22 protein-coding genes and 1 tRNA gene are annotated in these 21,717 nt (G+C 60.4%); 12 read left to right on the top strand and 11 right to left on the bottom strand.

The annotated features are described in order from the left end of the window. Nucleotides 1-108: 108 nt before the first annotated feature. On the top strand, nucleotides 109-546 hold the full coding sequence (locus V0U79_RS06570; protein ID WP_330198683.1) for a hypothetical protein: 438 nt from the start codon (nucleotides 109-111) through the stop codon (nucleotides 544-546). Here the strand turns inward: V0U79_RS06570 and V0U79_RS06575 are convergent. Further along, nucleotides 543-1,355 (bottom strand): CPBP family intramembrane glutamic endopeptidase, encoded by an 813-nt coding sequence (locus V0U79_RS06575; RefSeq protein WP_330198684.1) that lies wholly within the window; start codon nucleotides 1,353-1,355, stop codon nucleotides 543-545. The two genes, V0U79_RS06570 and V0U79_RS06575, sit on opposite strands and share 4 nt — an antisense overlap. A gap of 57 nt (nucleotides 1,356-1,412) precedes the next feature. Here V0U79_RS06575 and V0U79_RS06580 point away from each other — a divergent pair, with 57 nt between their 5' ends. The 6 genes from V0U79_RS06580 to pgeF all read left to right on the top strand — a co-directional run bounded on the left by V0U79_RS06580 (nucleotide 1,413) and on the right by pgeF (nucleotide 6,159). Next, the gene (locus V0U79_RS06580; protein WP_330198685.1) at nucleotides 1,413-2,060 is read left to right on the top strand and encodes a TetR/AcrR family transcriptional regulator; all 648 of its coding nucleotides are present in this window, start codon (nucleotides 1,413-1,415) and stop codon (nucleotides 2,058-2,060) included. Between the two features lie 36 nt (nucleotides 2,061-2,096). Beyond that, complete coding sequence (locus V0U79_RS06585; RefSeq protein WP_330198686.1) at nucleotides 2,097-2,681, top strand: DUF924 family protein; 585 nt, start codon at nucleotides 2,097-2,099, stop codon at nucleotides 2,679-2,681. Between the two features lie 133 nt (nucleotides 2,682-2,814). Next, a complete protein-coding gene (locus V0U79_RS06590) occupies nucleotides 2,815-3,039 on the top strand; it encodes a hypothetical protein (protein WP_330198687.1) in 225 nt (74 codons plus the stop codon). Nucleotides 3,040-3,080: 41 nt separating this feature from the next. After that, entirely contained in the window at nucleotides 3,081-3,977 is an 897-nt protein-coding gene (locus V0U79_RS06595; RefSeq protein ID WP_330198688.1) for an alpha/beta hydrolase, read from the top strand. Then, nucleotides 3,974-5,398, top strand: coding sequence for a protein adenylyltransferase SelO family protein (locus tag V0U79_RS06600; RefSeq protein WP_330198689.1), 1,425 nt, complete (start codon nucleotides 3,974-3,976; stop codon nucleotides 5,396-5,398). Before V0U79_RS06595 ends, V0U79_RS06600 begins: the two co-directional genes overlap by 4 nt. Further along, the gene (pgeF, locus tag V0U79_RS06605; RefSeq protein ID WP_330198690.1) at nucleotides 5,395-6,159 is read left to right on the top strand and encodes a peptidoglycan editing factor PgeF; all 765 of its coding nucleotides are present in this window, start codon (nucleotides 5,395-5,397) and stop codon (nucleotides 6,157-6,159) included. Before V0U79_RS06600 ends, pgeF begins: the two co-directional genes overlap by 4 nt. Here pgeF and V0U79_RS06610 read toward each other — a convergent pair. Next, nucleotides 6,156-6,953 carry an SDR family NAD(P)-dependent oxidoreductase gene (locus tag V0U79_RS06610; RefSeq protein ID WP_330198691.1) on the bottom strand — a complete coding sequence of 266 codons (798 nt, stop codon included), beginning with the start codon at nucleotides 6,951-6,953 and terminating at the stop codon, nucleotides 6,156-6,158. The two genes, pgeF and V0U79_RS06610, sit on opposite strands and share 4 nt — an antisense overlap. Nucleotides 6,954-7,109: 156 nt before the next feature. Here V0U79_RS06610 and V0U79_RS06615 point away from each other — a divergent pair, with 156 nt between their 5' ends. Further along, nucleotides 7,110-9,251, top strand: coding sequence for a reprolysin-like metallopeptidase (locus V0U79_RS06615; RefSeq protein ID WP_330198692.1), 2,142 nt, complete (start codon nucleotides 7,110-7,112; stop codon nucleotides 9,249-9,251). Nucleotides 9,252-9,270: 19 nt separating this feature from the next. Here V0U79_RS06615 and hemC read toward each other — a convergent pair whose 3' ends face one another. The 3 genes from hemC to V0U79_RS06630 form a co-directional block, all read right to left on the bottom strand. Next, nucleotides 9,271-10,239: a hydroxymethylbilane synthase gene (gene hemC / locus V0U79_RS06620; RefSeq protein ID WP_330198693.1), complete on the bottom strand. Its 969-nt coding sequence runs from the start codon at nucleotides 10,237-10,239 to the stop codon at nucleotides 9,271-9,273. Between the two features lie 24 nt (nucleotides 10,240-10,263). After that, nucleotides 10,264-10,340, bottom strand: a tRNA-Arg gene (locus tag V0U79_RS06625). Nucleotides 10,341-10,383: 43 nt separating this feature from the next. Continuing rightward, entirely contained in the window at nucleotides 10,384-11,058 is a 675-nt protein-coding gene (locus V0U79_RS06630) for a winged helix-turn-helix transcriptional regulator (RefSeq protein WP_330198694.1), read from the bottom strand. 183 nt (nucleotides 11,059-11,241) lie between these two features. Here V0U79_RS06630 and V0U79_RS06635 point away from each other — a divergent pair, with 183 nt between their 5' ends. The 4 genes from V0U79_RS06635 (at nucleotide 11,242) to V0U79_RS06650 (ending at nucleotide 16,294) form a co-directional block, all read left to right on the top strand. Continuing rightward, nucleotides 11,242-11,469 (top strand): tautomerase family protein, encoded by a 228-nt coding sequence (locus V0U79_RS06635; RefSeq protein ID WP_330198695.1) that lies wholly within the window; start codon nucleotides 11,242-11,244, stop codon nucleotides 11,467-11,469. A gap of 227 nt (nucleotides 11,470-11,696) precedes the next feature. Beyond that, nucleotides 11,697-14,117 (top strand): DUF1800 domain-containing protein, encoded by a 2,421-nt coding sequence (locus V0U79_RS06640; protein WP_330198696.1) that lies wholly within the window; start codon nucleotides 11,697-11,699, stop codon nucleotides 14,115-14,117. A 9-nt stretch (nucleotides 14,118-14,126) separates the two neighbouring features. Then, nucleotides 14,127-15,485 carry a DUF1501 domain-containing protein gene (locus V0U79_RS06645; RefSeq protein ID WP_330198697.1) on the top strand — a complete coding sequence of 453 codons (1,359 nt, stop codon included), beginning with the start codon at nucleotides 14,127-14,129 and terminating at the stop codon, nucleotides 15,483-15,485. 47 nt (nucleotides 15,486-15,532) lie between these two features. After that, nucleotides 15,533-16,294: a thermonuclease family protein gene (locus V0U79_RS06650; RefSeq protein WP_330198698.1), complete on the top strand. Its 762-nt coding sequence runs from the start codon at nucleotides 15,533-15,535 to the stop codon at nucleotides 16,292-16,294. On the opposite strand, the gene V0U79_RS06655 is transcribed toward V0U79_RS06650, so the two are convergent. From V0U79_RS06655 to V0U79_RS06680, 6 genes are all read right to left on the bottom strand, one after another. After that, a complete protein-coding gene (locus tag V0U79_RS06655; protein ID WP_373696453.1) occupies nucleotides 16,291-17,184 on the bottom strand; it encodes an RNA polymerase factor sigma-32 in 894 nt (297 codons plus the stop codon). The genes V0U79_RS06650 and V0U79_RS06655 overlap by 4 nt on opposite strands. 107 nt (nucleotides 17,185-17,291) lie before the next feature. Then, nucleotides 17,292-17,810 carry a CarD family transcriptional regulator gene (locus V0U79_RS06660; protein WP_330198700.1) on the bottom strand — a complete coding sequence of 173 codons (519 nt, stop codon included), beginning with the start codon at nucleotides 17,808-17,810 and terminating at the stop codon, nucleotides 17,292-17,294. A 194-nt stretch (nucleotides 17,811-18,004) separates the two neighbouring features. Next, nucleotides 18,005-18,346: a ferredoxin FdxA gene (fdxA, locus tag V0U79_RS06665; RefSeq protein ID WP_330198701.1), complete on the bottom strand. Its 342-nt coding sequence runs from the start codon at nucleotides 18,344-18,346 to the stop codon at nucleotides 18,005-18,007. Between the two features lie 63 nt (nucleotides 18,347-18,409). After that, nucleotides 18,410-18,862 (bottom strand): tellurite resistance TerB family protein, encoded by a 453-nt coding sequence (locus tag V0U79_RS06670; protein ID WP_330198702.1) that lies wholly within the window; start codon nucleotides 18,860-18,862, stop codon nucleotides 18,410-18,412. A gap of 4 nt (nucleotides 18,863-18,866) precedes the next feature. Further along, nucleotides 18,867-19,151 (bottom strand): RNA-binding S4 domain-containing protein, encoded by a 285-nt coding sequence (locus tag V0U79_RS06675; RefSeq protein ID WP_330198703.1) that lies wholly within the window; start codon nucleotides 19,149-19,151, stop codon nucleotides 18,867-18,869. Then, complete coding sequence (locus V0U79_RS06680; RefSeq protein ID WP_330198704.1) at nucleotides 19,148-21,709, bottom strand: helicase-related protein; 2,562 nt, start codon at nucleotides 21,707-21,709, stop codon at nucleotides 19,148-19,150. The genes V0U79_RS06675 and V0U79_RS06680 overlap by 4 nt, the downstream gene beginning before the upstream one ends. Nucleotides 21,710-21,717: the final 8 nt, after the last annotated feature.

A 21,717-nucleotide genomic window follows, 5' to 3' on the forward strand; every position in this document is an offset into this window, starting at 1 on the left:
GGTTTGTCTTTCATGTTGGAGGGCGCCTCGCGGTCGACCGATGCGGAATGGTTTGCTCGCATTGCCATCCCTCACGCTGCGCGCCATGCTCGCTGCCGGGGGCATGAAATGACCGATTATGAAGCCGCGAGCCTGTTTGCCGACTATCTGAACACCGCCAACATGGTGTTCTCCAACTATATGGCCGTCCTGGTGGCGATGATCTCGGCCAGCTATTTCCTGGCGCACCGTATGGGCCGCTGGGTCGCGGCACTTTTCCTCGTGATCTACACGATCGTCGCGCTGCAGGCCGGCATGGGCGTGTTCTTCGCCTTCACCGATTTTTCCAGCCTCGGTTACTGGATTCACCAGACCCGGCAGGTTGATCCCGGTGATCTGGTTTGGCTGGGCCCGGTCGGGGAGAGTGGGGCCGGCATGCGCAACATGCCGCTTATGGTGGCCTTCATGGTGGTGGGATCCTATCTCGGCTCGATCGCTTTTTTCTTTGTTGTCCGCGCCAACCGGATTCATGCGGATGACGCGAACGACAAGGGCGGAAGCGGCTAGGCGACAACCGCCCCGGCGGTATCCGGACCCGACGATTGATGGCTTTCCCTTCGTGAAAGACGGCGTTTCTGGATGACTGCAGCCGGCAGGCCCCAGGCCAACATAATGGCAGCGCCCAACAGGAAACGTGGAATGGCTTCATCGGCGTTTGCCAGAGCCGGATTTACCCCACCTGCAGAGACGAAGGCCGCAGCATCAATAAACCAGTGGAGGAACAGCACGGTCCAGAGCGACCCACCCGCTGTTCTCACGGTGAACAGCACAAGACCGACACTGGCTGCAAAAATGCACTGCGCATAGATCAGAGCGTCCGGCAGGGGCGAAAACAGACCGAGCAGGTGGATGGCGCCGAAAGCGGAGGAAGTCACAATAGCCGTTGCCCAGTATCCGAGCGGCGCCATCAGCCGATAGAGCAGCCCGCGGAACACAGTCTCTTCACCGATCGACACGAAAAGCGCCATCAGCGCCCAACCGGCGGCAACCGCTAGCGAAACAACCAGTCCGGTTTGCAGCATTTGAGAGGCCAGCAGTAGCGAAAGCGCGATAACCGGTGTGCCGTAAACCAGTGAAGACAGGCCGGCAGGGCGCCTGAAACCGACGGCCTCGAGGCGCCCGAACAGGATTGCCAGCAAAATAATGAAGCCGGCGAACACACCCTTGATGAAAAGGTAGAGCAAGAGCGGATTGCTGTTTCCGACCAGCGCGACGGCGATCCCGCCTCCAAGCACTTGCCAGGCCAGCAGTCCAAGCACACCGATCAGGGCGGCGAAAAGGATGCGCAGATCAAAAGAACGATCAGCCTCAGTCATAGCGATCTCCTGTCATGACTATTTGTGAATATGAATTCGCAATGATATAAAGCGAATATGAATTCACATTTCAACCCGACGGCCGTCAGAATTATCCCGCCCACCCAGAAACGTGGCCGGGAGATGCAGGCGCGGCTGGTCGAGGCCACGCTTGAATTGCTTGAAAATCAAAGTTTTGAAGAAATCAGCATTGCCGACATAACGGGTCAGGCCGGTGTCGCTGTGGGTACTTTCTATCGCCGCTTCACGGCCAAGGAAGCGCTGCTTCCGCTACTCTACGAGGTCTACAATCAGCGCGTGGAGAAGTGGTTCGCGGCCATGATGTCGGATCCCGCCTTCGAATCGCCGGACAGGGAAATTCGGGTTCGCGCTGTCATCGGCCATATTCTGGCGCTGTTCGAAAACAATCGCGGACTTGTGCGCGCCCTCCATCTCAATAGCCGCGTCGATGACCGGATCGTTCCCGATAACGCCAACCCGTCCCGGCAGAATGTCTATCGTGCGATGGCTGAGCTGATATTCCAGGAAAACCCGACCGAAGCCGAGCGCCGTGTCGCGGATGCCATGGTTCTGATCTGCGTGAGCACGAGCGTCGAATACGTCCTCTATCCCAAGCAGACACCCACGGTTCTCCTGCCTGTGTCACGGGCCGAGCTCGTCGACGCCCTGACCATATCGTCTCTGGCCCTGTTCGCGCAGGTTTGACTTGGCCCCCCTGTGCTTTTGTCTACGCTGGCAACCATGACCCAACCCACCGATATCCTCCAATTCTGGTTCGAGGAAACCGAACCGAAGCTCCATTTTGTGTCGACACCGGAATTTGACGCGAAAATCCGCCGGAAGTTCGCAAGGACCATCGAGGAGGAAGCGCGCCGGTTCGACAATGGCATCCATCCCTGGATGGAAACGCCGGAGGGCGGGTTGGCGCTGCTCATCCTGTTCGACCAGTTCACGCGCAATGTCTGGCGCGGCTCGGGCAAGGCGTTCGATTTCGACTCGCTGGCCCGACAGATCGCCCGCACCATGATTGATTCAGGGCAGGACCGGGCATTGCCGGTGGCCCAGCGTTCCTTCGTCTACATGCCTTTCATGCATTCCGAGGATCTGGCCGATCAGGACATGTCCATCGAGCTGTTCACGACGCGCATGCCGGCCGGTAATACCAATCTCCATCATGCCCGCCTGCACCGGGATGTGATCGTCAAGTTCGGCCGCTTTCCCTATCGCAATGAAGCGTTGGGCCGTGCGTCTACGCCGGAGGAGCGCGCCTATCTGGACGGCGGCGGCTACGCACCCGGCTCAAAACGCCCGGCAGAAAAGACCTGACGGCAAAGCTGGCCGCGTGCGGGTCAGCCTGCATTCATCCAAGTCATTGAAAATGCTTTGCTCGGCGCTTACCCGGAATGGCAAGCAGCTTGCTTTGTCAGAAGCCAAACCCGTTTTGGAGCCAGATTGACCCATGATCACCGCCAGCCGCATCACCCCGTCTGACATGCTTTCGCTCGCCTTCCTTCTGGTTGACCGTCACGGTGCCAAGGCGCTGGGCTATGCCGATCTGGCGGTTGGTGAAATGGAAGAAGCCGGCGATGAAGAGCGGGCTGATGCCTGGCGGGCACTGAAAAGCGTGGTCGAAGATGCGCTGGCCGGCCGGCTCGAGCGCGACATGGACGTCACGCTTCACTAAATCGCATTGCGAATCCCGCGAGCCGCGCTTAACTGCTGGTCATGGCGAATTCCTTCAACTGGTCCGATCTGATGGAACGCGCGGGTCTGCCGGACCCGTTTGCGCCCGAGACCAGCCGCAAGAATGGCCGGACAGCCATGCGCAAGCTGGTGCCCTTCATGGAAAGTCCGGCACCGCCTGTTGCCGATGTCCAGGAAATCAGCGTGCCCGGTCCGGCCGGCGAAATCCCCGCGCGTCTCTATGTGCCGGATAATGCCGCTGATGCGCTGATCGTCTTCTACCATGGCGGAGGCTACGCGTTCGGGGATCTCGACAGTCACCATCGCGTTGCCCAGCGCCTGTGCGCCCAGACCGGATGCCGCCTTCTGGCCGTTGATTACCGCCTGGCACCGGAAGCCCCGTTCCCGGCCGCTTTCGAGGATGCCCTGGCCGCTCTGGACTGGGCAGCAAGCGAGCCGATCGGGAAACTGGCTGTGGCCGGCGACTCGGCCGGTGGAGGGCTGGCCGCGGCCGTGACGCTGGCGCGACGCGACAAGATCGATTTCCAGCTCCTCATCTACCCGCTCCTGCAACTGGCGGAGACAAGAAAGATCAAGCCGAAAATGCTTGAGGGGCACATGTTGTCTGCGCGCGCGCTCGACTGGATCCGCGATACGTATTGCGCCGGTACCGATCCCATGGATCCGCGGATCTCGCCCCTGTTTGCCGATGACCTCTCCGGGCTTCCGCCAACGCATATCGTGGCCGCCGAGCTGGATCCGCTGCTTGATGAAGGTCAGGCCTATCGTGATCGCCTGCAGGCAGCGGGCGTCGCGGTCAGCTATCAACTGGCCAAGGGATTGCCGCACGGCTATTTCAACATGACGCGCGTCGCAATCGGTGCCGACAAGCAGTGCGAGCAGGCGGCCAAGGTTTTGCGTGACGGGCTGGGCCTATGAGTTTTTCTCCCGTTTCGGCATTTGCCGAGCTGGGGTCCGATTTCGCCGATCCTGTTGATCCGGCAGATTTTCCGGACCTGAAACTGCGCTGGTGGAATGGGCGCTGGGCGAAGGAAATTGGCCTGGGCGATCTGACCGGAACGCAGAAGGAAGATCATTTTGCCCGGTTCGGGCCATTCGAGGGCTATCCGCACCCGCCGATGGCAATGCGCTATCACGGACATCAGTTCCGGAACTACAACCCGCAAATCGGCGATGGCCGCGGCTTTCTCTTCGCACAGATGCGGGATCCAAACGGCCGGCTGCTGGATTTCGGGACAAAGGGATCCGGGCAGACGCCCTGGTCGCGCACCGGTGACGGCCGGCTGACGCTGAAGGGTGCCGTGCGGGAAATCCTTGCGGCCGAAATGCTCGAGGCGCTCGGCGTCTATACGTCCAAGGCTTTCTGCGTGTTCGAGACCGGCGATCAGCTCCACCGCCATGACGAACCGTCACCGGCGCGCGGGGCCGTGCTCACACGCTTGCAGCACTCCCATGTCCGCTTCGGCACGTTTCAGCGGCATGCCTATGAACAGGCGCCGGACCGGATTGAGGCTCTGATCGGCCATGCTATCGCTGCCTACTATCCGGAGCTGAGCGGATTGAGCGGCCCGGCCCGGACGACCGCCTTTCTGGAGGCCGTGACAGGTGCCACCGCCCGCCTTGCCGCGCAATGGATGGCGGCCGGTTTCGTCCACGGCGTCCTTAATACCGATAATCTCAATGTCACCGGCGAGAGCTTTGATTACGGGCCCTGGCGTTTCTTGCCGACCTACAAGCCGGGCTTCACCGCAGCCTATTTCGACGAGACCGGTCTTTATGCCTATGCGCGCCAGCCCGAGGCCGTCTTCTGGGCGCTTCAGCAGCTGGCTTTGGCATTGCTGCCGGTGGGCGACCGTGACCAGCTGGTCGACGTGCTGAACACCTTCCCGGACGCTTACGAGCGCGAGATGACCATCGCCTGGTGCCGCCGCCTCGGCGTGGCGCAACAGGATAATTCCGGCGATATGGTCCGCGCCTTCATCGCCTTTATGGCGGCCAGCCAGTTGCCCTTTGAAGCGGCAATCTTTGATCATTTCTGCGGCGAGAAGGGGCGGATCAGTCAGTCCGACCGGGACTATTCCGGACCGGAATATGAGGCCTTCGCCAACCTGTTCGCAGAACATAAGCCGGAACGGCCGGAACGGCTGGCTCACTCCTGTTTCATGCAGACCGATCCAGTTCACATGACGATCGAGACGATGGAGGCCGCCTGGGCCCCTGTCCATGAGAGGGATGACTGGTCGGCGCTTCACAATCTGCTCAGTGCGGTTGAACAGGCGCGCGCGGGCTATGATCTTGGAAACAACCGCATCGGCTTTCTGCCGGAGGAGACTTTGTGAGCCTGCCGCTGATCCAATCCCCGATTCTGAACCGGCCCGGTCTGGTGCACGGCTTCACGACGCGTGCGGGCGGCGTTTCCACGGGGGCGTTTGCCAGTCTCAACCTGTCGCGCCGCGAAGGTGATCCCGATGCCAATGTCGCGGAAAATCGTAAACGGGTGCGGGCCGCGCTGGGCGTTGATCATCTGGTCTTTGCCCGGCAGGTCCATGGCAATCGCGTCATCATGATCAACCGTGCGCCGGCCGATGGCGTGGCCGGTGAGGGCGATGCCATGATCACCGACCGGCCCGGTATCGGCCTCGTCGCCCAGACCGCTGATTGCGTGCCGCTTCTGATCCACGATCCCGTCGCCAACACAATCGCAGCCGTTCATTCCGGCTGGCGCGGCACCGTCCAGGAGATCGCCCGTCAGGCGATTGACGCCCTCAATGTGGCCTATGGCTCGAAGCCCGCCGACCTGCTGGCGGCGATTGGCCCGGCTATCAGCCAGAACAATTACCGGGTCGGCCCGGAAGTGCTGGAAGACTTCGTGGATGTGTTCGGTTCGCTGGACGGTCTTGCCGGCCCTGTCGACGCCGAGGGCGGGGCAAAGCTCGACAATACCGCCGCTGTCCATCGCCAGCTGCTGGAGGCTGGGATTCCCGGAACCAATATCTGGGTGTCGGATGCCTGTACGTTCGCCGATGAAACCCTGTTTTCCTGCCGCCGCGCGAAAGGCGGACCGTTCGGCGGCCAGGGCGGGGTGATTGCGCTGGTCTAAACCACGCGCCCGCCATTCATCTCCATCAGCATGCGGCGCAGCTTTCGCATGCCACCCAGCCAGCGGTCTCTGTCGCCGGCCTTTTTCGCGAAGTGATCGGCGACCACCGGATGGGTGAGGATCAGAAAGCGGTTTTCCGCCACGCCGTCGACAATCGTCTTTGCGGCATCCTCGGCACTGATCATGCCATCGACCGATGTCATCACCTCGGGCAGATCCTTGGTCATGTTGGTCTTCACATATTGCGGGCAGATGGCGTGCGCCTGGATGCCATCATCGCCATGGCTGATGGAAATGCTCTCGGCCAGAGAGATCGCCGCCGCCTTGGTCGCGGAATAGGCCGCATCGCCGATCTGGGCGAGCAGGCCGGCTGCTGAAGCGGTAATCATGAAGGCGCCGCCGCCGCGCTTCGCCATACCGGGGATCACCAGCCGGGCCCCATACACAGCCTGCATCACATTGATGTTCCAGGCCTTCTCCCAATTGGCGTTGGGAGCTGACCCGGCACCGCCCAGCGGGCCGTCCATATAGCCGACCCCGGCATTGGCATAGAAAATGTCGACCGGTCCGAGATCCCGCTCGACTTCTGAAATGAAGACCGCCATCTCGCCCTCGTCAGCGACATTGACGCGCTTGCCGAACCCGCCGCATTCACTGGCAACCGCATGGGCCGCCTCGCCATCAAGGTCGCAGCAGGCGACTTTCACACCGCGTGAGTGAAATTCCCGTGCGACGGCTGCGCCGATCCCGCCCGCGCCGCCGGTGACGATTGCGATCTTGCCTTCCAGGTCCATCCGGATTCTCCCCGTTTTTCTGCCCGCACAATGACCGCAAGCCGGCCTGCCTGTCGAGATGCGGGCCTGACAAGACCGTCATCTCTCTCACGCGAAAGTGAAACCGGGTGACCTGCGGCCCGGCTAGCATTGGCTGGTTCGACTGGGGAGTGCGAGATGTTCAAATGGGCGATATCGGCCTTGGCGGTTCTGGTGTTCAGCGCTTCGGCTCTGGCACAGAATGCGCTGCTGACACGCGAAGGCGATGACGGACCGGGATATACAGGGCTATCGGCTAGCGCGCTTGATGCCGTTCCGGGCGACACGGTCACACTGACCCTGCCTGACGGCGAATACGCGGTCGCATTTGATCGTTCGGGCGAAGAAAACGGGACGCGTGTCTGGGTCGGTCATCTCGCAGAGGCAGGTGAGCCCTACAGGCTCATTCTGACCGAAGGTCCGGGTGCAGCCTTCGCCTATCTGGCGACTCCGAACGGCGCCTGGCGTCTCGCGCCTGCAGCGGCGGGACAAGCGTCCATCTGGCAACGCGATCATGGTGCGCCCCTGGAACCGGATACCGATTATCTGTCGCCTGTGCTGACGGACCGCGAATTGCCTGACATCTCGCTGGATGAAACGGCCATCGCCCGGGCCGTGGCAACCGGGTCGAATGGCACGATCGACATTGCCATTGTCTATACGGATGGCATGAGAAGCTTCTACGGGATGGGTCTGATGACCCGGTTGCAGCACCTGGTGAATGTGCTCGACCAGGCCCTGATCGACAGCGATACCGGGCTGCGGGCCCGTTTTGCCGGGGCCACGCCGGTTCCGGGCGTGTGGACCGAAACAACCTCGACGCTGGAATCCATCGACGATCTGTTTGCCGGCGCCAGTTTCGGCCATCCCGGATCCGAACCGGACGTCAATGGCGGCGAATGCTCGAACGGGCCGGGTGGCTGCATCAATAATGGCGATCTCTCGAGCCTCCTGGAATGGCGGAATGCGCTGGGTGCGGATGTGGTGGTGATGTTGCGCCGGTACTGGCGTGCCCAACAAACCTATTGCGGTGTCGCCTATGTCCCCGGTTTCGGGGCTGAAGAAGTCATCACACCTGAAGAAGACTGGGTGCTGGGAATTGCCGTGACCGGGGACGGACCTGACGGCAATGGCACGGCCGCCAATTGCGGTGACCTGACCTTTGCCCACGAGGTGGGTCACAATCTGGGGTCCACCCATAATGTCGAGAATACGAGCAGCCCTGCCGTGTTTCTCTATTCCTACGGCCATCGCATCGATTGCAGCATTCGCACCATCATGGCGTATGACAGCCGCCGTTCGGGCGTGAATTGCAACACCACCAATTATGCGAACGAAGCCTGGGTGCCGCGCTTTTCAAATCCCGGCCATTCCGATTGTTTTGGCCAGACCTGCGGTGCGCCACATCTCGCCGGTTCACCGGGAGATGATACGACGACACCGACGGACAATGCCCGCTCTATTCGGACCGCCGGTTTCAATGTGCGGGACTACCGGCCCGAAGGCATGCCGGTCGTGTCTGCGATCCTTCCCTACAGCCGCACCGTGGCGCAGGGAACACCAGCGACCGCTTTCCTGGCTATCATCAACCCGGCATCCAGCGGCAGTGTCGCCGAGGATTGTGGCCTGGAGCTTCATGGCGCATCGCCGGGCCAGTTTGTATTCAGACCGACAGACCCGGCGACCAATCTGCCCAGCGCGCCGGAAGGCACGCGTGTCGATATCCCCGCAGGCGGGCTGCAGACCTTTGTCTTTTCGTTAACGCGTCCGAGCGCCGAGGCTTTCAGCGATCTGAGGATTGATACTGTCTGTGCCAATCGGGCACCGGCACCCAGCCACGCCGGGGTGAATACCTTCCGCTTTTCGTCCACCAGCCTGTCCCTGCCGGACATTGTCGCTCTGGCGGCTACGATGGGAAATAACGGAATTGTCGAATTGCCCGCAGGCGGCGGAGCCGGTGCCTTTTCGGTCGCCAGTATCAATCTGCGCTCGCTGGGCACGGTAAACGTGACGCCTCAGGCGAGCGCCGGGACACCATCGCTGGAGCTGCTGGACATTTGCCGCACCAATGCCGTCACGGGCGAGTGCGAAACCGGTCGCGCAGCCTCGATATCCCTGACAATGGGAACGGATTCAACCGCGACATTTGCTGTTTTTGTGCAGTCGTCTGGCGATATTGCCAATGATCCGGCGGCCAACCGGATTTTCGTCAATTTCACCACGCCGGGCGGAACCTATGTTGGTGCGACCAGTGTGGCGGTTCGAACCGCCGCGCAGTGAGCATGGACCGGCCGCGTGCCTAGGCTGGACGCGTCCGCTCAATAATATCCAGCGCGCCCTGGCCGATCAGGTCCAGAGCTACTGCCCGTCCGAGGGCCCTGGGTTGATCCGCGGGGCCTGTTCCTTTTGCTCGAAGGCATGTCTGGCCATCGAGGCTGAGGACTTCGGCGGACAGGGTCAGCCCTCCATTTTCAAGCCGGGCATGAACCGCGATGGGTGAATTGCAATGCCCGTCCAGTGCCCACAACACTTCGCGTTCGGCTTCCGCTTCGAGTGCAGCCCTTGCATCACTGATGGCCATCAGTTTTTCCCGCGTTGCCCAGTCGTCCGCCACGCACTCGACGACAACGATTCCTTGTGTCGCCGCGGGCAGGATGTCTTCGGTCTCGAAGGTGTGGCTGATCCGGTCTGACAGGCCGACCCTGCCAAGTCCCGAAGCTGCCATGATCAGACCATCTGCGGGCGGCGTTGTACCGCCATCCGGCAGGGCCTGGCCAATACCATTGTCCAGCTTGTGAATGCGCGTATCGGCCGCACCGCGGAAATGGATGATCTCCACTCCGGGATAATGGCGGCGCAATTGCGCTGCGCGCCGGACCGAATTGGTCCCGATGCGAAAGCCTTCGCCCTGCGCGGCTTCGAATTCTTCAAAAGTCCGGCTCTGCGGCAACACCAGTGCATCGCGGGCATCTTCACGTGGGCGGTAGGCACCAAAAACCAGGCCAGGTGTTTCCTCGTTTCCGGGAACATCTTTCAGCGAATGCATGGCCATATGGATATCGCCACGGCGCATCATCTCACGGATCCCGGCAACGAAGGCACCACCCTTGCCACCATGAACCAGAAGCTTGCTGGTCTGGTCTGTATCGCCGGCTGTATCGTTTTCGGCGATTTCCACGCGAAGACCGGCATGCGAGACTTCCAGGGCCGCAATGATTTCATGCGTCTGGGCCAGGGCCATCTTGCTCTTGCGTGTACCGATTTTCATTCTGGATGACCCCGAACCGCTGACTGGTGACCCCGGCAGGATTCGAACCTGCGACCTCCAGATTAGGAATCTGATGCTCTATCCTGCTGAGCTACGGGGCCATGATGGACGCCCTAGCACAGCGGTTGAAAAAGGGGAAAGAGATCAGGCCGCTCTGGGGGAGGCCGCGAACACTGACGGTGTCAGCCAGCTGCTGATATTTCGCGTCAGGGCCGGCAATCCCTGGACATCCAGATCGCCAGCTGCCCGGGCGTCCTTGTAGGTGCGGTCACCCATCCAGACATCCGACATGGCTTTGAGTGTGGTCGTGAACCAGACATCCACCTCGCGCCCCGGATCATTCAGGCAAACATCGACCTTGTGCCCCTCTACGACAATCCACCACAAATTCTGCCGGTCGAGATCCCGGAATTCGAACCGGATGATCGTGGAATTTCCGGGCAGGTTCTTCGGGTCGATACTGCGTTCCAGATAAAGAAGCAGCATTTCCGGGTCGAAGTCCTCCGATACATTCTCCCGTGCCCAGCAAAGCCCCCATTCGCCCAGCGCGATAATGACAGGCAGTAATTGCTCGCAAGCAGGCGTCGGGAAATACTCATAGCCCCGGCCGCCCTTGATCTGGCGCCGGACGACCAGACCGTGGCCCTCGAACTGTTTGAGGCGTGTCGTCAGCAGCGCCGGCGATATGAAGCCAAGCCCGCGCTGAAGCTCGCTGAACCGGCGTCCGCCCATCAGCAATTCGCGCAAAATCAGCAGGGACCAGCGCTCGCCGACAATCTCGGCGGCTTTCGAAACCGGGCAAAACTGGTTGTATTTCATGGGTATGTCCTCCCCGGGAACCCTGGGGCCAGTATACCAACAAACTTCAGAATTTGTAGCGGTTTACTTCAAACCGTGAACTAAACCTGCGCGGCGGGTCCGGATATCTCCCTGTTCATCGGCAGGGCAACCAGCCGGTTGTTCTGAAAACCAAATGAGAAATTATTGAAAAGGAAGACTGACATGCCGCTCGTAACGATTGACATCATCAAGGACGTTTTTACCCACGATCAGAAGCAGGAAATGATCAAGAAGGTCACCGAGACCATGGTCGAGCTGGAAGGTGAAAACCTTCGCCAGGTCACCTGGGTCCGCATCAACGAAGTCCAGCAGGGCGATTGGGGCATTGGCGGCCATTGCCTGACCGCTGACGATGTTCATGCGCTCGCGAGGGGACAGGCTGCAGCCTGACCGCCAGCGATCTGAAACAGAAGGCCGCCTTTCCGGTAACGGGGAAGGCGGCTTTTCTGTTTTGGCCGGGTATTTCTTTTGCCTCGGCAATACGCTTCCAATCCGAAACAACCCCGAACGGCTTCGTCAACCAAGCGGTTTTCATTGTTGTGGCGTCTACCGACGGATGGACCTAGGCTGGCGCGTATTGCCTGATGTCTGCAAAAGAAGAGGGGGCAAGCAGCGCCATGAAACAGACAGTCATCGCCGTCTCGGGCGCCCTTATACTATCTCTCTTGCCGGCCGCTGCTCATGCAGGAGATTTGGGAGCAGCGATTTCGCCAGCGGCTCGCGCCGTCGCCTTGCCGTCTGGCGGCACGGCTGCCGCGACCACCTATGCAACGGTCATCAACAATACCGATCGCGCACTGGGTAACTGCGAGGTGAGCCTGCCCGGCCGCTTCGGCGATCTGCGGCTGGACTATGCCTGGACAGATCCGTCGACCAATGCGCTGGTGGCAGGAAGCGAGAACGTTCCCTTTTCTCTTGCACCGAGGGCGTCCCAATCACTGGTGCTGGCGATTACCGCGGACGCCGTTTTCGACGGTGTTGTCCCCCCTGTATTCGAGTGCGCCGACAGTACGCCAGCCGACCCGCTTTACGGTGTGAACACGCTAGAGCTCGTGGTTTCCGATACGCCTCCCGTCGATATATTGGCGATCGGTGTCGCGCTTCCGGATAATGACGGTGTCATACGGATAGCCAGCGAAGGTGGCACCCAGGCGATGGCGGTTGCCGCTATCAACATCGGAGCGGCCGGCAATGTCACCGTTCGGCCGGAAGGCGTTTATGGCCAGAATGCCGATTTGCCGGCAGATCTGACAATCTGCGAGACGGCGCCTGACAGCCAGTGTCTGGCGGCGCCGTCTGCGCAACTCATTCTTCCATTCTCATCAGATGAGGTCCGGACTTTCGCGGTCTTTGCACGGGCCTGGCCGGGCAGTGCGATTCCGCTGGACCCTGCCAACAGCCGTGTCGAGGTCCGTTTTCTCGTGAACAACCAGCTTGCCGCCGCCGCCAGCGCGGCGATTGCTGCCCCCGGGCCGGATTTTCAGGTCAGTTCTCGAGACGCTTTACGCCTCGCCCAGCAGGCCACTTTTGGCGCCAATCAGACGCTGATTGAAAATATCCGGCGGACTGGTCTCGAACCCTGGATAGACCAGCAATTGGCGATGACCGATTCGACTTATCAGGATCTGGCGACCGAGCTGGTCTCGACCAATTTTTGCCGCGACATGCCCAACCAATGCCGGGTGGACCATTTTACGGCGTTTCGCCTGCAAATGCGTTTTTTCCAGAATGCGATGAGCAATCCGGACCAGCTGCGCCAGCGCGTCGCCTGGGCGTTATCGCAAATACTTGTCGTCTCCGAGCACGAAGTGGAGGTGAACTACGCGCTTGCGAGATATCAGCAGATGTTACTGGAAAACGCGTTCGGCAATTACCGGGACATTCTCGAAGGCGTGGCGCAATCGCCCACCATGGGAGATTATCTCGACATGGTGAATTCGAGCGCCAGCGCGCCCAACGAGAATTTTCCGCGAGAGCTGATGCAATTGTTTTCACTTGGCGAAGCCCGTCTCAACCGGGATGGAACGCCGGTGCTCGACGGAACGGGCCGGATTGTTCCTGCCTACACAGAGGACGACGTCCTGGAATTGTCGCGCGCCTTGACCGGCTGGGTTTATCCGACACGCCCAAACGAGCTGCCGTCCTTCAACAACCCCCGTTATTATGACGCCGATATGTCGGTCTATGCGACTGAACACGATTCTGACCAGAAGACCTTTCTCGGCGTCGGCCTGATCGGTGGACAAAGCGCCGATGCCGATCTGGAGCAGGTGATCGACATCATTTTCAATCACTCCAATGTACCCCCGTTTGTGTCGCGTCAGCTGATCCAGCATCTTGTCACGTCCAACCCGTCGCCAGCCTATGTCGAACGGGTTGCGGCCGTATTCGAGAATAATGGCCAGGGTGAGCGTGGTGATTTACGGGCCGTGGTAAGGGCCATTCTGACAGACACAGAAGCACGCAATCCCGATCCCGACCCGAGTCGGGCGGGCAAGCTGCGTGAACCTGTCCTGCTGCTGACATCGATCATGCGCCTCGTGGGTGCGGAGACTGACGGTTACGCCTTCTTGCGGCGTCTTGGCGGCATGCATCAAATTCCCTTTGAAGCCCATCACGTCTTCAATTTCTATCCACCGGATTATGGTTTGCCCGGCTCCGACAGCCTGGTCAGCCCGTCCCAGGCGCTGATCAATATGAGCACGGTCTTCGAGCGACATAACGTCGTTTACGACTGGACCTATAACGGCAATGAAAACCGGTGGGACTGGCGGCCGACCTCCAATTTCGAGGGCGCGACGGGAACGCAGGTGGATTGGTCTTCCTGGGGACGGCTGGCGCAAAACCCCGGATTGCTCCTGAATGTCCTCGACGAGTATGCGCTGGAAGAAGACCTCACCCCGGAGCAGCGGCAATTGATCATGGATGCGATGGCGGCGCGGACCTATTGGGGCGATCCGCTGGAAGAATCGCGCCGGCGCGCACGGCTTGCGATTTATCTGATCGTGACCTCGCCCTACTTCCAGATTGATCACTAGGAGCGCGCCATGCCGATCAACAGACGAGAAATTCTGAAGCTTGTGGCCGGTTCCAGCGCAGCCGCGCTCATTCCGGCCTTTGCCCGAGCCCAGACCGTTGGCACCGGTGCCGGTTACCGGGCTATCGTGGCCCTCTTCATGCATGGCGGCAATGACAGTAATAACATGCTGATCCCCAATGATGTGCGTTATACCGATTATGCCAGTGCACGCGGTAGCGCGATTGCCGTTCCGCAGGACCAGTTACTGCCTCTTGCCGGGACGCCCATGGGCGTCCACCCCTCACTGTCGCCTTTGGTGCAATTATGGAATGAGGGTGATCTCAACTGGGTCCAGAATGCCGGGACACTGCTTCAGCCGCTGACGCGCGAACTTTACCAGGACCGTCCGGATCTGCGGCCGGTCAACCTGTTCTCCCATGATGCCCAGCAAAATCTCTGGCAAACCGGTGGGGCAGCCAGCGAACTGCTAACCGGATGGATGGGGCGCGTCGGTGATCAATTCGTGGATGCAGGTCATCGTTATCCGTCCGTCTCCTTGTCCGGCGCACAAAGAGCTCTGATCGGTGATCGCAATTCACCCCTGCTCATTTCCGGATCAAACCTTTCCCGAAACGGCTATGACCCGGGCAATACGTCAAACAGTGCCACGACCAGGCGGGCCGCTCTTGATGCGCTGATGGCTGCGCCACAAGTGTCGGATCTGGGCAATCTGACAACCGCCATCATGCGCAACGACCTTGAGGCGGGGGCTGTGCTGAATGATATCCTGAATGGTGACGCTTCCGTCGTCGACGCAGCGTTTGTCGATCCTCAGGGTAATCCGGTCACCGGAAATCTTGCGACATCCCTGAGGCATATCGCTCGGCTGATTGAAGCCAGAAATATCATTGGCTCGACGCGCCAGACCTTCATGGCCGAGACCAGCGGTTTCGATAATCACCGCAATCAGGCGGCGACGCATGCCGAGTTATTGTCGAACATTGCGCGCTGCGTGTTTGCTTTCCAGAACACCATGCGTGCGCTCGGTGTGGCGGATGACGTCACCCTGTTCTCCATGTCCGACTTCAACCGGGTCTTCCGGGGGAATGGCTCTTTGGGATCCGACCACGCCTGGGGCGGGCATCATTTCGTTGCCGGTGGCAGTCTTATCCCGCAGCAGATGTTGGGCACATTCCCGGATCTGACGCTCGGCGGCCCGGACGACATCCGTGATAATGGCCGCTGGATCCCGTCGACCTCGCTTGAGGAATATCTCGGTGCGCTGGTCAGCTGGCTGGGCGTCGGGGCGGCTGACATGCCCTATGTCTTCCCCAACTGGTCGACCTGGAATGGCGGTGGCCGTGGACCGGTTCGCCTGTTTGCCTGATCGCGCCGGGACTCGACTTTAGCGCGAGTAAGCGCTTTTCTGAGGGAATGAAGCCTCTCTACACCGCACTCTTTTTGGCACTCTGCCTGAATACGCATGCCATGGCGCAATCAGCCGGGGCGTATCGGGCAGACGATTGGGGTATCGTCTCGCTCGATGGGCCGGAGGGCGAGCCCATAAGTTTGCGGCTCGCCGGCGTGGAATTTCCCCGACCTGGATCGCCCGGGCATGCCCTGGCAATGCAGTTTCTTGACCGGCTATTGTCAGAAGCACCGTCAGTCATGGTGACCGGGAGCGGAAGCCGCACCGACCGCTATGGCCACTTCGTGGGCGACATTGATCTGGGCGGCCAGAGTCTTGCTGCCCGGCTGGTCAGCGACGGCTATGCCATGGCCTATTCCTGGCAGAACACACGCCAGGAAGGTGCCAGTCTGCTGGCAATGGAAAGTCAGGCACGGGAGAATGGGCGAGGTCTGTGGGCTGACGGCGTGTTTGTGGTGCGCTCACCGGATCCGAACTTGCTCGCGCTTTACCTGGAAACCGTCCAGATCGTGGAAGGCCGCGTCGTCGCGGTCGCAGAGGCGCGGGAACGAACCTATCTCAATTTCGGTTTCGACTACCGGACCGACTTCACGGTTTCGATAGCTGCATCCGATGTCAGCCTGTTTACCGAAGCCGGAATTGATCTGGCAGAGCTGGAGGGCCGCAATGTCCGGGTCCGGGGATGGCTGGGTGCGATCAACGGTCCATCTATGACAATTGATCACCCGGAAAGGCTTGAAGTGCTGACTCCGTTCGAGGCTGACTAGATCAGGCCGGCAGCTTCCGGATCACCAAAGCGGCTGGTCAGGGATTTTTTCAGCTTGGTGAGGGCCTGGTGTTCAATCTGCCGAACGCGCTCCTTGGAAATGCCAAGCCGCTCGCCGAGCGCTTCCAGCGTCACAACCTCGTCTCCAAGCTTGCGTTCGCGGATGATCAGTTGTTCACGGTCGGTCAGGCATTCCATGGCCTCGTAAAGCCATTGGCCCCGCTTCTCGGCGTCATGCGATTGCATGACCGCTTCTTCCGGTGCCGGGCGCTCATCTTCCAGAAGGTCCTGCCATTCGCCGTCGCCATCCTCCGTGAAAGGCGCGTTCAGCGACCGGTCGGACGCCGCCAGGCGGGACGACATTTTTTCGACTTCTGCTTCGGACACCCGCAGCGTCTTGGCGGTCTTCTTGCGATTCTCCGGAGACATCTCGCCGCCATTGATATCGTTGATCATGGCACGTACCCGGCGAAGATTGAAGAACAGCGTCTTCTGCGCCGATGTGGTGCCGGTGCGGACAATCGACCAGTTCCGCAGGACATAATCCTGGATGGAAGAACGGATCCACCATGCTGCATAGGTCGAAAAGCGAACTTCCCGTTCGGGTTCGAACCGGGCGGCCGCCTGCATCAGGCCGACATTGCCCTCCTGAACCAGGTCGGAGAAAGGCAGACCGTATTTCCGGAATTTCGAAGCAATGGCGATTACAAGACGCATATAGGCCTGAGTCAGCGCGTGAAGAGCTTTCTCGTCACCTTCATCCCGCCATCGGATGGCAAGCGATTGCTCTTCTTCGCGCTCCAGCAGTGGCGCGTCCATGGCAGTGCGAAGAAAGGCGCGGTCCGGATCAGCGGATCGCGTGCGGGCGGTGGGGTTGGTTGCCTGTGCCATGCCGGGTTCTACGGACCGGGCCACGGCGTGGATCACCCTTAGCTGCAAATAAAACACCCGGCGCAGAGGCCGGGTGTTTCAAAGTCGGATTTTTCGAGCTGAAAAGCCTAGGCAGCTTTCTTCAGCAGCGTCTTCGACAGCATGTCGCGGGCTGCATCGTGCTCGATATTCTCGACCGCAGCGACTTCACGCACCATCCGGTCGATGGCGGATTCATATAGCTGACGTTCGGAATAGGATTGCTCCGGCTGGTCTTCGGCGCGGTGCAGGTCGCGAACGACCTCCGCGATCGAGATCAGGTCGCCGGAATTGATCTTGGCTTCATATTCCTGGGCGCGGCGGCTCCACATGGTGCGCTTCACCTTGGCCTTACCCTTCAGCGTCTTCAACGCATCCTTGACGATGCGATCGGACGACAGCGGACGCATGCCGGATGTCTCCGCTTTTGCCGTTGGCACACGCAATACCATTTTGTCTTGTTCGAAGGTCACGACATAGACTTCGATATCGAAGCCCGCGACCGAATCTTTTTCCACACCCACTACGCGGCCGACGCCGTGCGCCGGATAAACAATATAGTCGCCCTTCTTGAAGGAGCGGTTGTCATTCGCCGTTTTTTTGCTCATGGACACTCTCGTCTGGACAAGGAAAAGACACACAGCTTCCCTTCTTCTGAAGACCCCTTTTTTCAAATAAAGTGGCCCTCAAAAGGGTGTGTGTCCTTCTCCCCCGGAAATAGGGCGTGCCTTCTGCTCCGCCCAACGCCGGTATTGTATATCATAATTTTTGGTTAAAAACAATTCGTTGCCGGACGAATGGTTCAAGAACCCTTGCCGGGCTTCTCCGAGAAGTACTTCTCGAACTTGCCTGTCTCGGTATCAAATTGTTCGGCATCAGACGGCGGATCAATCTTAACGGTAATGTTCGGCCAGATTTCTGCGAACTTGGAATTTACCTCCAGCCATTTGCCGTCGGGATCGTCCTCTGTGTCGGGTTTGATCGCCTCGACCGGACATTCGGGTTCGCACACACCGCAATCGATGCATTCGTCGGGATGGATGACCAGGAAGTTCTCGCCCTCGTAGAAACAGTCGACGGGGCAGACCTCGACACAATCCGTGTATTTGCAGCGCACGCAGGCGTCGGTGACTATGTACGTCATCGAATATCATCCCGGAGGGTTCGTCAGCGAAGGGCGCGGAAATGACCCTTCGGCGGTAAAATGTCAACTTTTCCGGGCTGCGGCCTCTGCGCGCGACCGTGCCAGTACCCGTTCGCGGTCATCGACGGCCAGCAAGGGTGCGATGCGCCGGATAAAGCTGTCCTCGAAGGGTGATTTCTCACCATCAGCCATCGCCACCGCCCAGAGGTGCTCGATAAGGGCGACGCGTTCGGAAGCCGGCAGGCAGGCTTTTACGACCTTGGTGAACTGGTGGTGATCCGTCGCGTTCTCGGCGAGATCTTCGGCTTTTTCCTGCATCGCCGCTGCCGCTTCATCGTCAAGATTGAATGCGGATTTCAGGATAAAGCTGATCTTTTCGGCTTCCACATCTGCATAAATGCCGTCCGCCAGCGCCGCCTCTACCAGCAGTGTTGCTGCCGCGACATGCGGGTCCAGCTCGGACCGTGCCTCAGCCGATTCACCACCGGTCATCATCTTTTTGATGGCTTCAAACATGGTTTCAGTCCTCTTCCGGATGGAGATCGTAGAGACCGCGCGCTTCCGATGCTGGTCCGCGCCTCTCTCCCAGGGCCGTGATCGTCAGCCGGACAATCCTGCTTCCAAGCGGGAAGGTCAAGGAATCTCCGGGCCGTACCAGTGTCGAGGGTTTCTCGATACGTCGCAGCGCGCTGCCTTCGCCGATCCGGATCCGGCCCTTGCCGACAAATCCTGTTGCCAGCGCCCTCGTTTTCACAAAGCGGGCGCGCCACAGCCAGATATCTATCCGCACGGCTTCAGTGCTCATTTCTTTGCTGTCTTACGCGGTTTCCGCCGGGGCCGATTGGCCGGCAGGGACGGCTTCAGCTCGGCGAGAGCCGCAAAGGGGGTGTCAACGGGAGCAGGCGGCGCCGCTGCCGCCTTGCGGTGCTGCAGATGGCGCCGTGCCCAGCGCTCGCCTTTCGCTTTTTCCGGGTCAGGCCCTTTTTTTACCCGCCGATAGCCCAGAGCGTTCAGAACGCCGCGAAGATCCTGGACCGAACACCCCATCAGCGAGGTCATGGCCGGCGTCGGCTCGAAATCACGCTTTGATTCCTTTTCCCTTACGTCCCGGATCGTATCGGCCAGCCTTTCCAGCATGTCGATGCGGACCGTTCTCGGACCGCAGCGCTGAAACCCGGCCGCGGCCAGATCGGCGGGTCCGAACCTGTCGTCCGAGGGAACGCTCATCAGGCCGGGTGCCGGCAGGAAGAGCCGGCCGGGATCATCTGCCTGGACCGAGCGCAGCAGGGCTGACAGGCTGGCGGCTTCCGGCTTGATCAGCGCAGGCATGAAAACCGCAAACTCACCGATCCGAATACCCAGCTGGCGAAGGCCGCGGCGCTCCTGCGGCGAAAGGTGACGCACATCTTCCTCGACCGCGCGGCGGGCAATGGCACCGCCATTCTCTGCCAGCCGGAACGCCAGGCCGCGTGCCAGGCCGGGCAATTCGCCAGCCTTGTCCTCGTTGAGCAATGTGACCAGTGGCGCCAGCTTGCGCGCAATCCGGTCATGCAGCTGTGCTTGCAGGTTCTGTTTTGCGCGTTCGCAAGCCTCTATCGACCCGAGCTCACCGCCAATCAGTGCAATGCCGGGCTTGTGAACGGCGGCACCGGGCACCAGCCGGGCGACTATCCAGTCATTCCACTCGATACGGGCGTCAGTACGAATGGTCAGATCGCCCGAAACAGTTCGGGCAAGAGCACCGAGACGCCGGTTGATCTCCGGCCGCAAGGCTTTCTCGGCGGCCTGCCGCAGCGCGCGAGCCTCCAAGGCTGAGCCTTCCGCATCGGCCCGGAAAACCAGACCTTCCAGATGACCGACCGTATGGCCCTCTACCATCACCGCGCCATCAGTCAAAAGGTCGGTCTCAAGCGCCTTGTCGGCTCGCAATCCCTTGACCAGTGCCGCCGTCCGGCGATCGACAAAGCGCTGGGTCAGATGGTCGTGCAGGGCATCTGACAAGCGGTCTTCCACTTCGCGCGCGCGCTCTCGCCAGACATCGGCTTCCTCGGCCCAGTCCCCGCGATGTGCGACATAGGCCCAGGTTCTGACCTGCGCGAGGCGCTGCGACAGGACTTGGACATCACCGCCGGTCTTGTCGAGGCGGTCGAATTGCGCCGCCATGGCGTCAACAGGAATCCGGCCCTGTGGCCCCCGCAGATGGCCAAGTATCTGGTTTATCAGCCGGACATGGGCATCCAGCGAGACTTTTCGGAAATCCGGAATCCGGCAAACATCCCAGATCAGCTCAGTCCCCTGCGGTGTCCGGCCCATATCCCCGATGGCCGGATCTTGCGCCAGCTGGTTGAGCGACATTTCGTCGATGGTTTCGCGGGTCCGTCGCAGCATGGGATCGCGGGACGGCCTTGCCAGGCTGGATTGCAGACGTTCGATCGACCGCAAATCCAGATCGCTGTTCCGCCACTGCAAATGGTCGAGATAGACAAAAGAATGGTTCTCGATGGCCGCGATCAGTTCGGTCTCGAAAGGCTTCGACTGCCCGGCTTCGCCGAACGTACCGTCCTGACGGAAACGTCCGGCCCGACCGGCGATCTGGCCGATCTCGTGCGGAAATAACTGGCGCCGCCGCCGGCCATCGAATTTCTCGCGTTCGGCGAAGGCGACATGATCGACATTCATGTTCAGACCCATGCCGATGGCGTCTGTGGCAATCAGATAGTCAACTTCGCCCGACTGGTAGAGCTCGACCTGTGCATTGCGGGTGCGCGGGCTCAGCGCGCCCATGACCACTGCCGCCCCGCCGCGCTGGCGCCGCATCAGTTCGGCGATCGAATAGACGCTTTCGGATGAGAAGGCGACGATCGCCGATCTGCGTGGCAGGCGCGCCAGCTTGGCCGGTCCGCCATAGGTCAGGGTCGAGAATCGCTCGCGGGTGATAATGTCCGCATCGGGCACCAGGTGCCGGATCACCGGGCGCATGGTCTCTGCCCCCAGCAGCATGGTCTCTTCGGTCCCGCGTGCATGCAGAATGCGGTCAGTAAAGACATGCCCGCGTTCAGGATCAGCGGCCAGCTGGATCTCGTCGATCGCCACGAAGGCCGCGTCGAAGCTCAGCGGCATGGCTTCGACGGTACAGATGAAATAGCGCGCACCGGGCGGAACAATCTTTTCCTCGCCCGTTACCAGCGCCGTCGCGCGATAGCCCTTTTCCTTGACCACCCGGTCATAGATTTCCCGCGCCAGCAGGCGCAAAGGCAATCCGATCATGCCCGAACGGCGCGCCAGCATGCGTTCCACGGCAAGGTGGGTCTTGCCGGTATTGGTCGGGCCGAGAACGGCTGTAAGGGCGCTGTAGGCAGACATGACCGCCA

The sequence above is a fragment of the Hyphobacterium lacteum genome, from assembly GCF_036330345.1.
Classification (GTDB): Bacteria; Pseudomonadota; Alphaproteobacteria; order Caulobacterales; family Maricaulaceae; genus Hyphobacterium; species Hyphobacterium lacteum.

Excerpts from the sequence above, each read along its gene's own strand:
- V0U79_RS06570 (WP_330198683.1), top strand. The coding sequence starts at position 109 with ATGACCGATTATGAAGCCGCGAGCCTGTTTGCCGACTATCTGAACACC.
- V0U79_RS06575 (WP_330198684.1), bottom strand. The coding sequence starts at position 1,355 with ATGACTGAGGCTGATCGTTCTTTTGATCTGCGCATCCTTTTCGCCGCC.
- V0U79_RS06580 (WP_330198685.1), top strand. The coding sequence starts at position 1,413 with ATGAATTCACATTTCAACCCGACGGCCGTCAGAATTATCCCGCCCACC.
- V0U79_RS06585 (WP_330198686.1), top strand. The coding sequence starts at position 2,097 with ATGACCCAACCCACCGATATCCTCCAATTCTGGTTCGAGGAAACCGAA.
- V0U79_RS06590 (WP_330198687.1), top strand. The coding sequence starts at position 2,815 with ATGATCACCGCCAGCCGCATCACCCCGTCTGACATGCTTTCGCTCGCC.
- V0U79_RS06595 (WP_330198688.1), top strand. The coding sequence starts at position 3,081 with ATGGCGAATTCCTTCAACTGGTCCGATCTGATGGAACGCGCGGGTCTG.
- V0U79_RS06600 (WP_330198689.1), top strand. The coding sequence starts at position 3,974 with ATGAGTTTTTCTCCCGTTTCGGCATTTGCCGAGCTGGGGTCCGATTTC.
- V0U79_RS06610 (WP_330198691.1), bottom strand. The coding sequence starts at position 6,953 with ATGGACCTGGAAGGCAAGATCGCAATCGTCACCGGCGGCGCGGGCGGG.
- V0U79_RS06615 (WP_330198692.1), top strand. The coding sequence starts at position 7,110 with ATGTTCAAATGGGCGATATCGGCCTTGGCGGTTCTGGTGTTCAGCGCT.
- hemC (WP_330198693.1), bottom strand. The coding sequence starts at position 10,239 with ATGAAAATCGGTACACGCAAGAGCAAGATGGCCCTGGCCCAGACGCAT.
- V0U79_RS06630 (WP_330198694.1), bottom strand. The coding sequence starts at position 11,058 with ATGAAATACAACCAGTTTTGCCCGGTTTCGAAAGCCGCCGAGATTGTC.
- V0U79_RS06635 (WP_330198695.1), top strand. The coding sequence starts at position 11,242 with ATGCCGCTCGTAACGATTGACATCATCAAGGACGTTTTTACCCACGAT.
- V0U79_RS06640 (WP_330198696.1), top strand. The coding sequence starts at position 11,697 with ATGAAACAGACAGTCATCGCCGTCTCGGGCGCCCTTATACTATCTCTC.
- V0U79_RS06645 (WP_330198697.1), top strand. The coding sequence starts at position 14,127 with ATGCCGATCAACAGACGAGAAATTCTGAAGCTTGTGGCCGGTTCCAGC.
- V0U79_RS06650 (WP_330198698.1), top strand. The coding sequence starts at position 15,533 with ATGAAGCCTCTCTACACCGCACTCTTTTTGGCACTCTGCCTGAATACG.
- V0U79_RS06655 (WP_373696453.1), bottom strand. The coding sequence starts at position 17,184 with ATGGCACAGGCAACCAACCCCACCGCCCGCACGCGATCCGCTGATCCG.
- V0U79_RS06660 (WP_330198700.1), bottom strand. The coding sequence starts at position 17,810 with ATGAGCAAAAAAACGGCGAATGACAACCGCTCCTTCAAGAAGGGCGAC.
- fdxA (WP_330198701.1), bottom strand. The coding sequence starts at position 18,346 with ATGACGTACATAGTCACCGACGCCTGCGTGCGCTGCAAATACACGGAT.
- V0U79_RS06670 (WP_330198702.1), bottom strand. The coding sequence starts at position 18,862 with ATGTTTGAAGCCATCAAAAAGATGATGACCGGTGGTGAATCGGCTGAG.
- V0U79_RS06675 (WP_330198703.1), bottom strand. The coding sequence starts at position 19,151 with ATGAGCACTGAAGCCGTGCGGATAGATATCTGGCTGTGGCGCGCCCGC.
- V0U79_RS06680 (WP_330198704.1), bottom strand. The coding sequence starts at position 21,709 with ATGTCTGCCTACAGCGCCCTTACAGCCGTTCTCGGCCCGACCAATACC.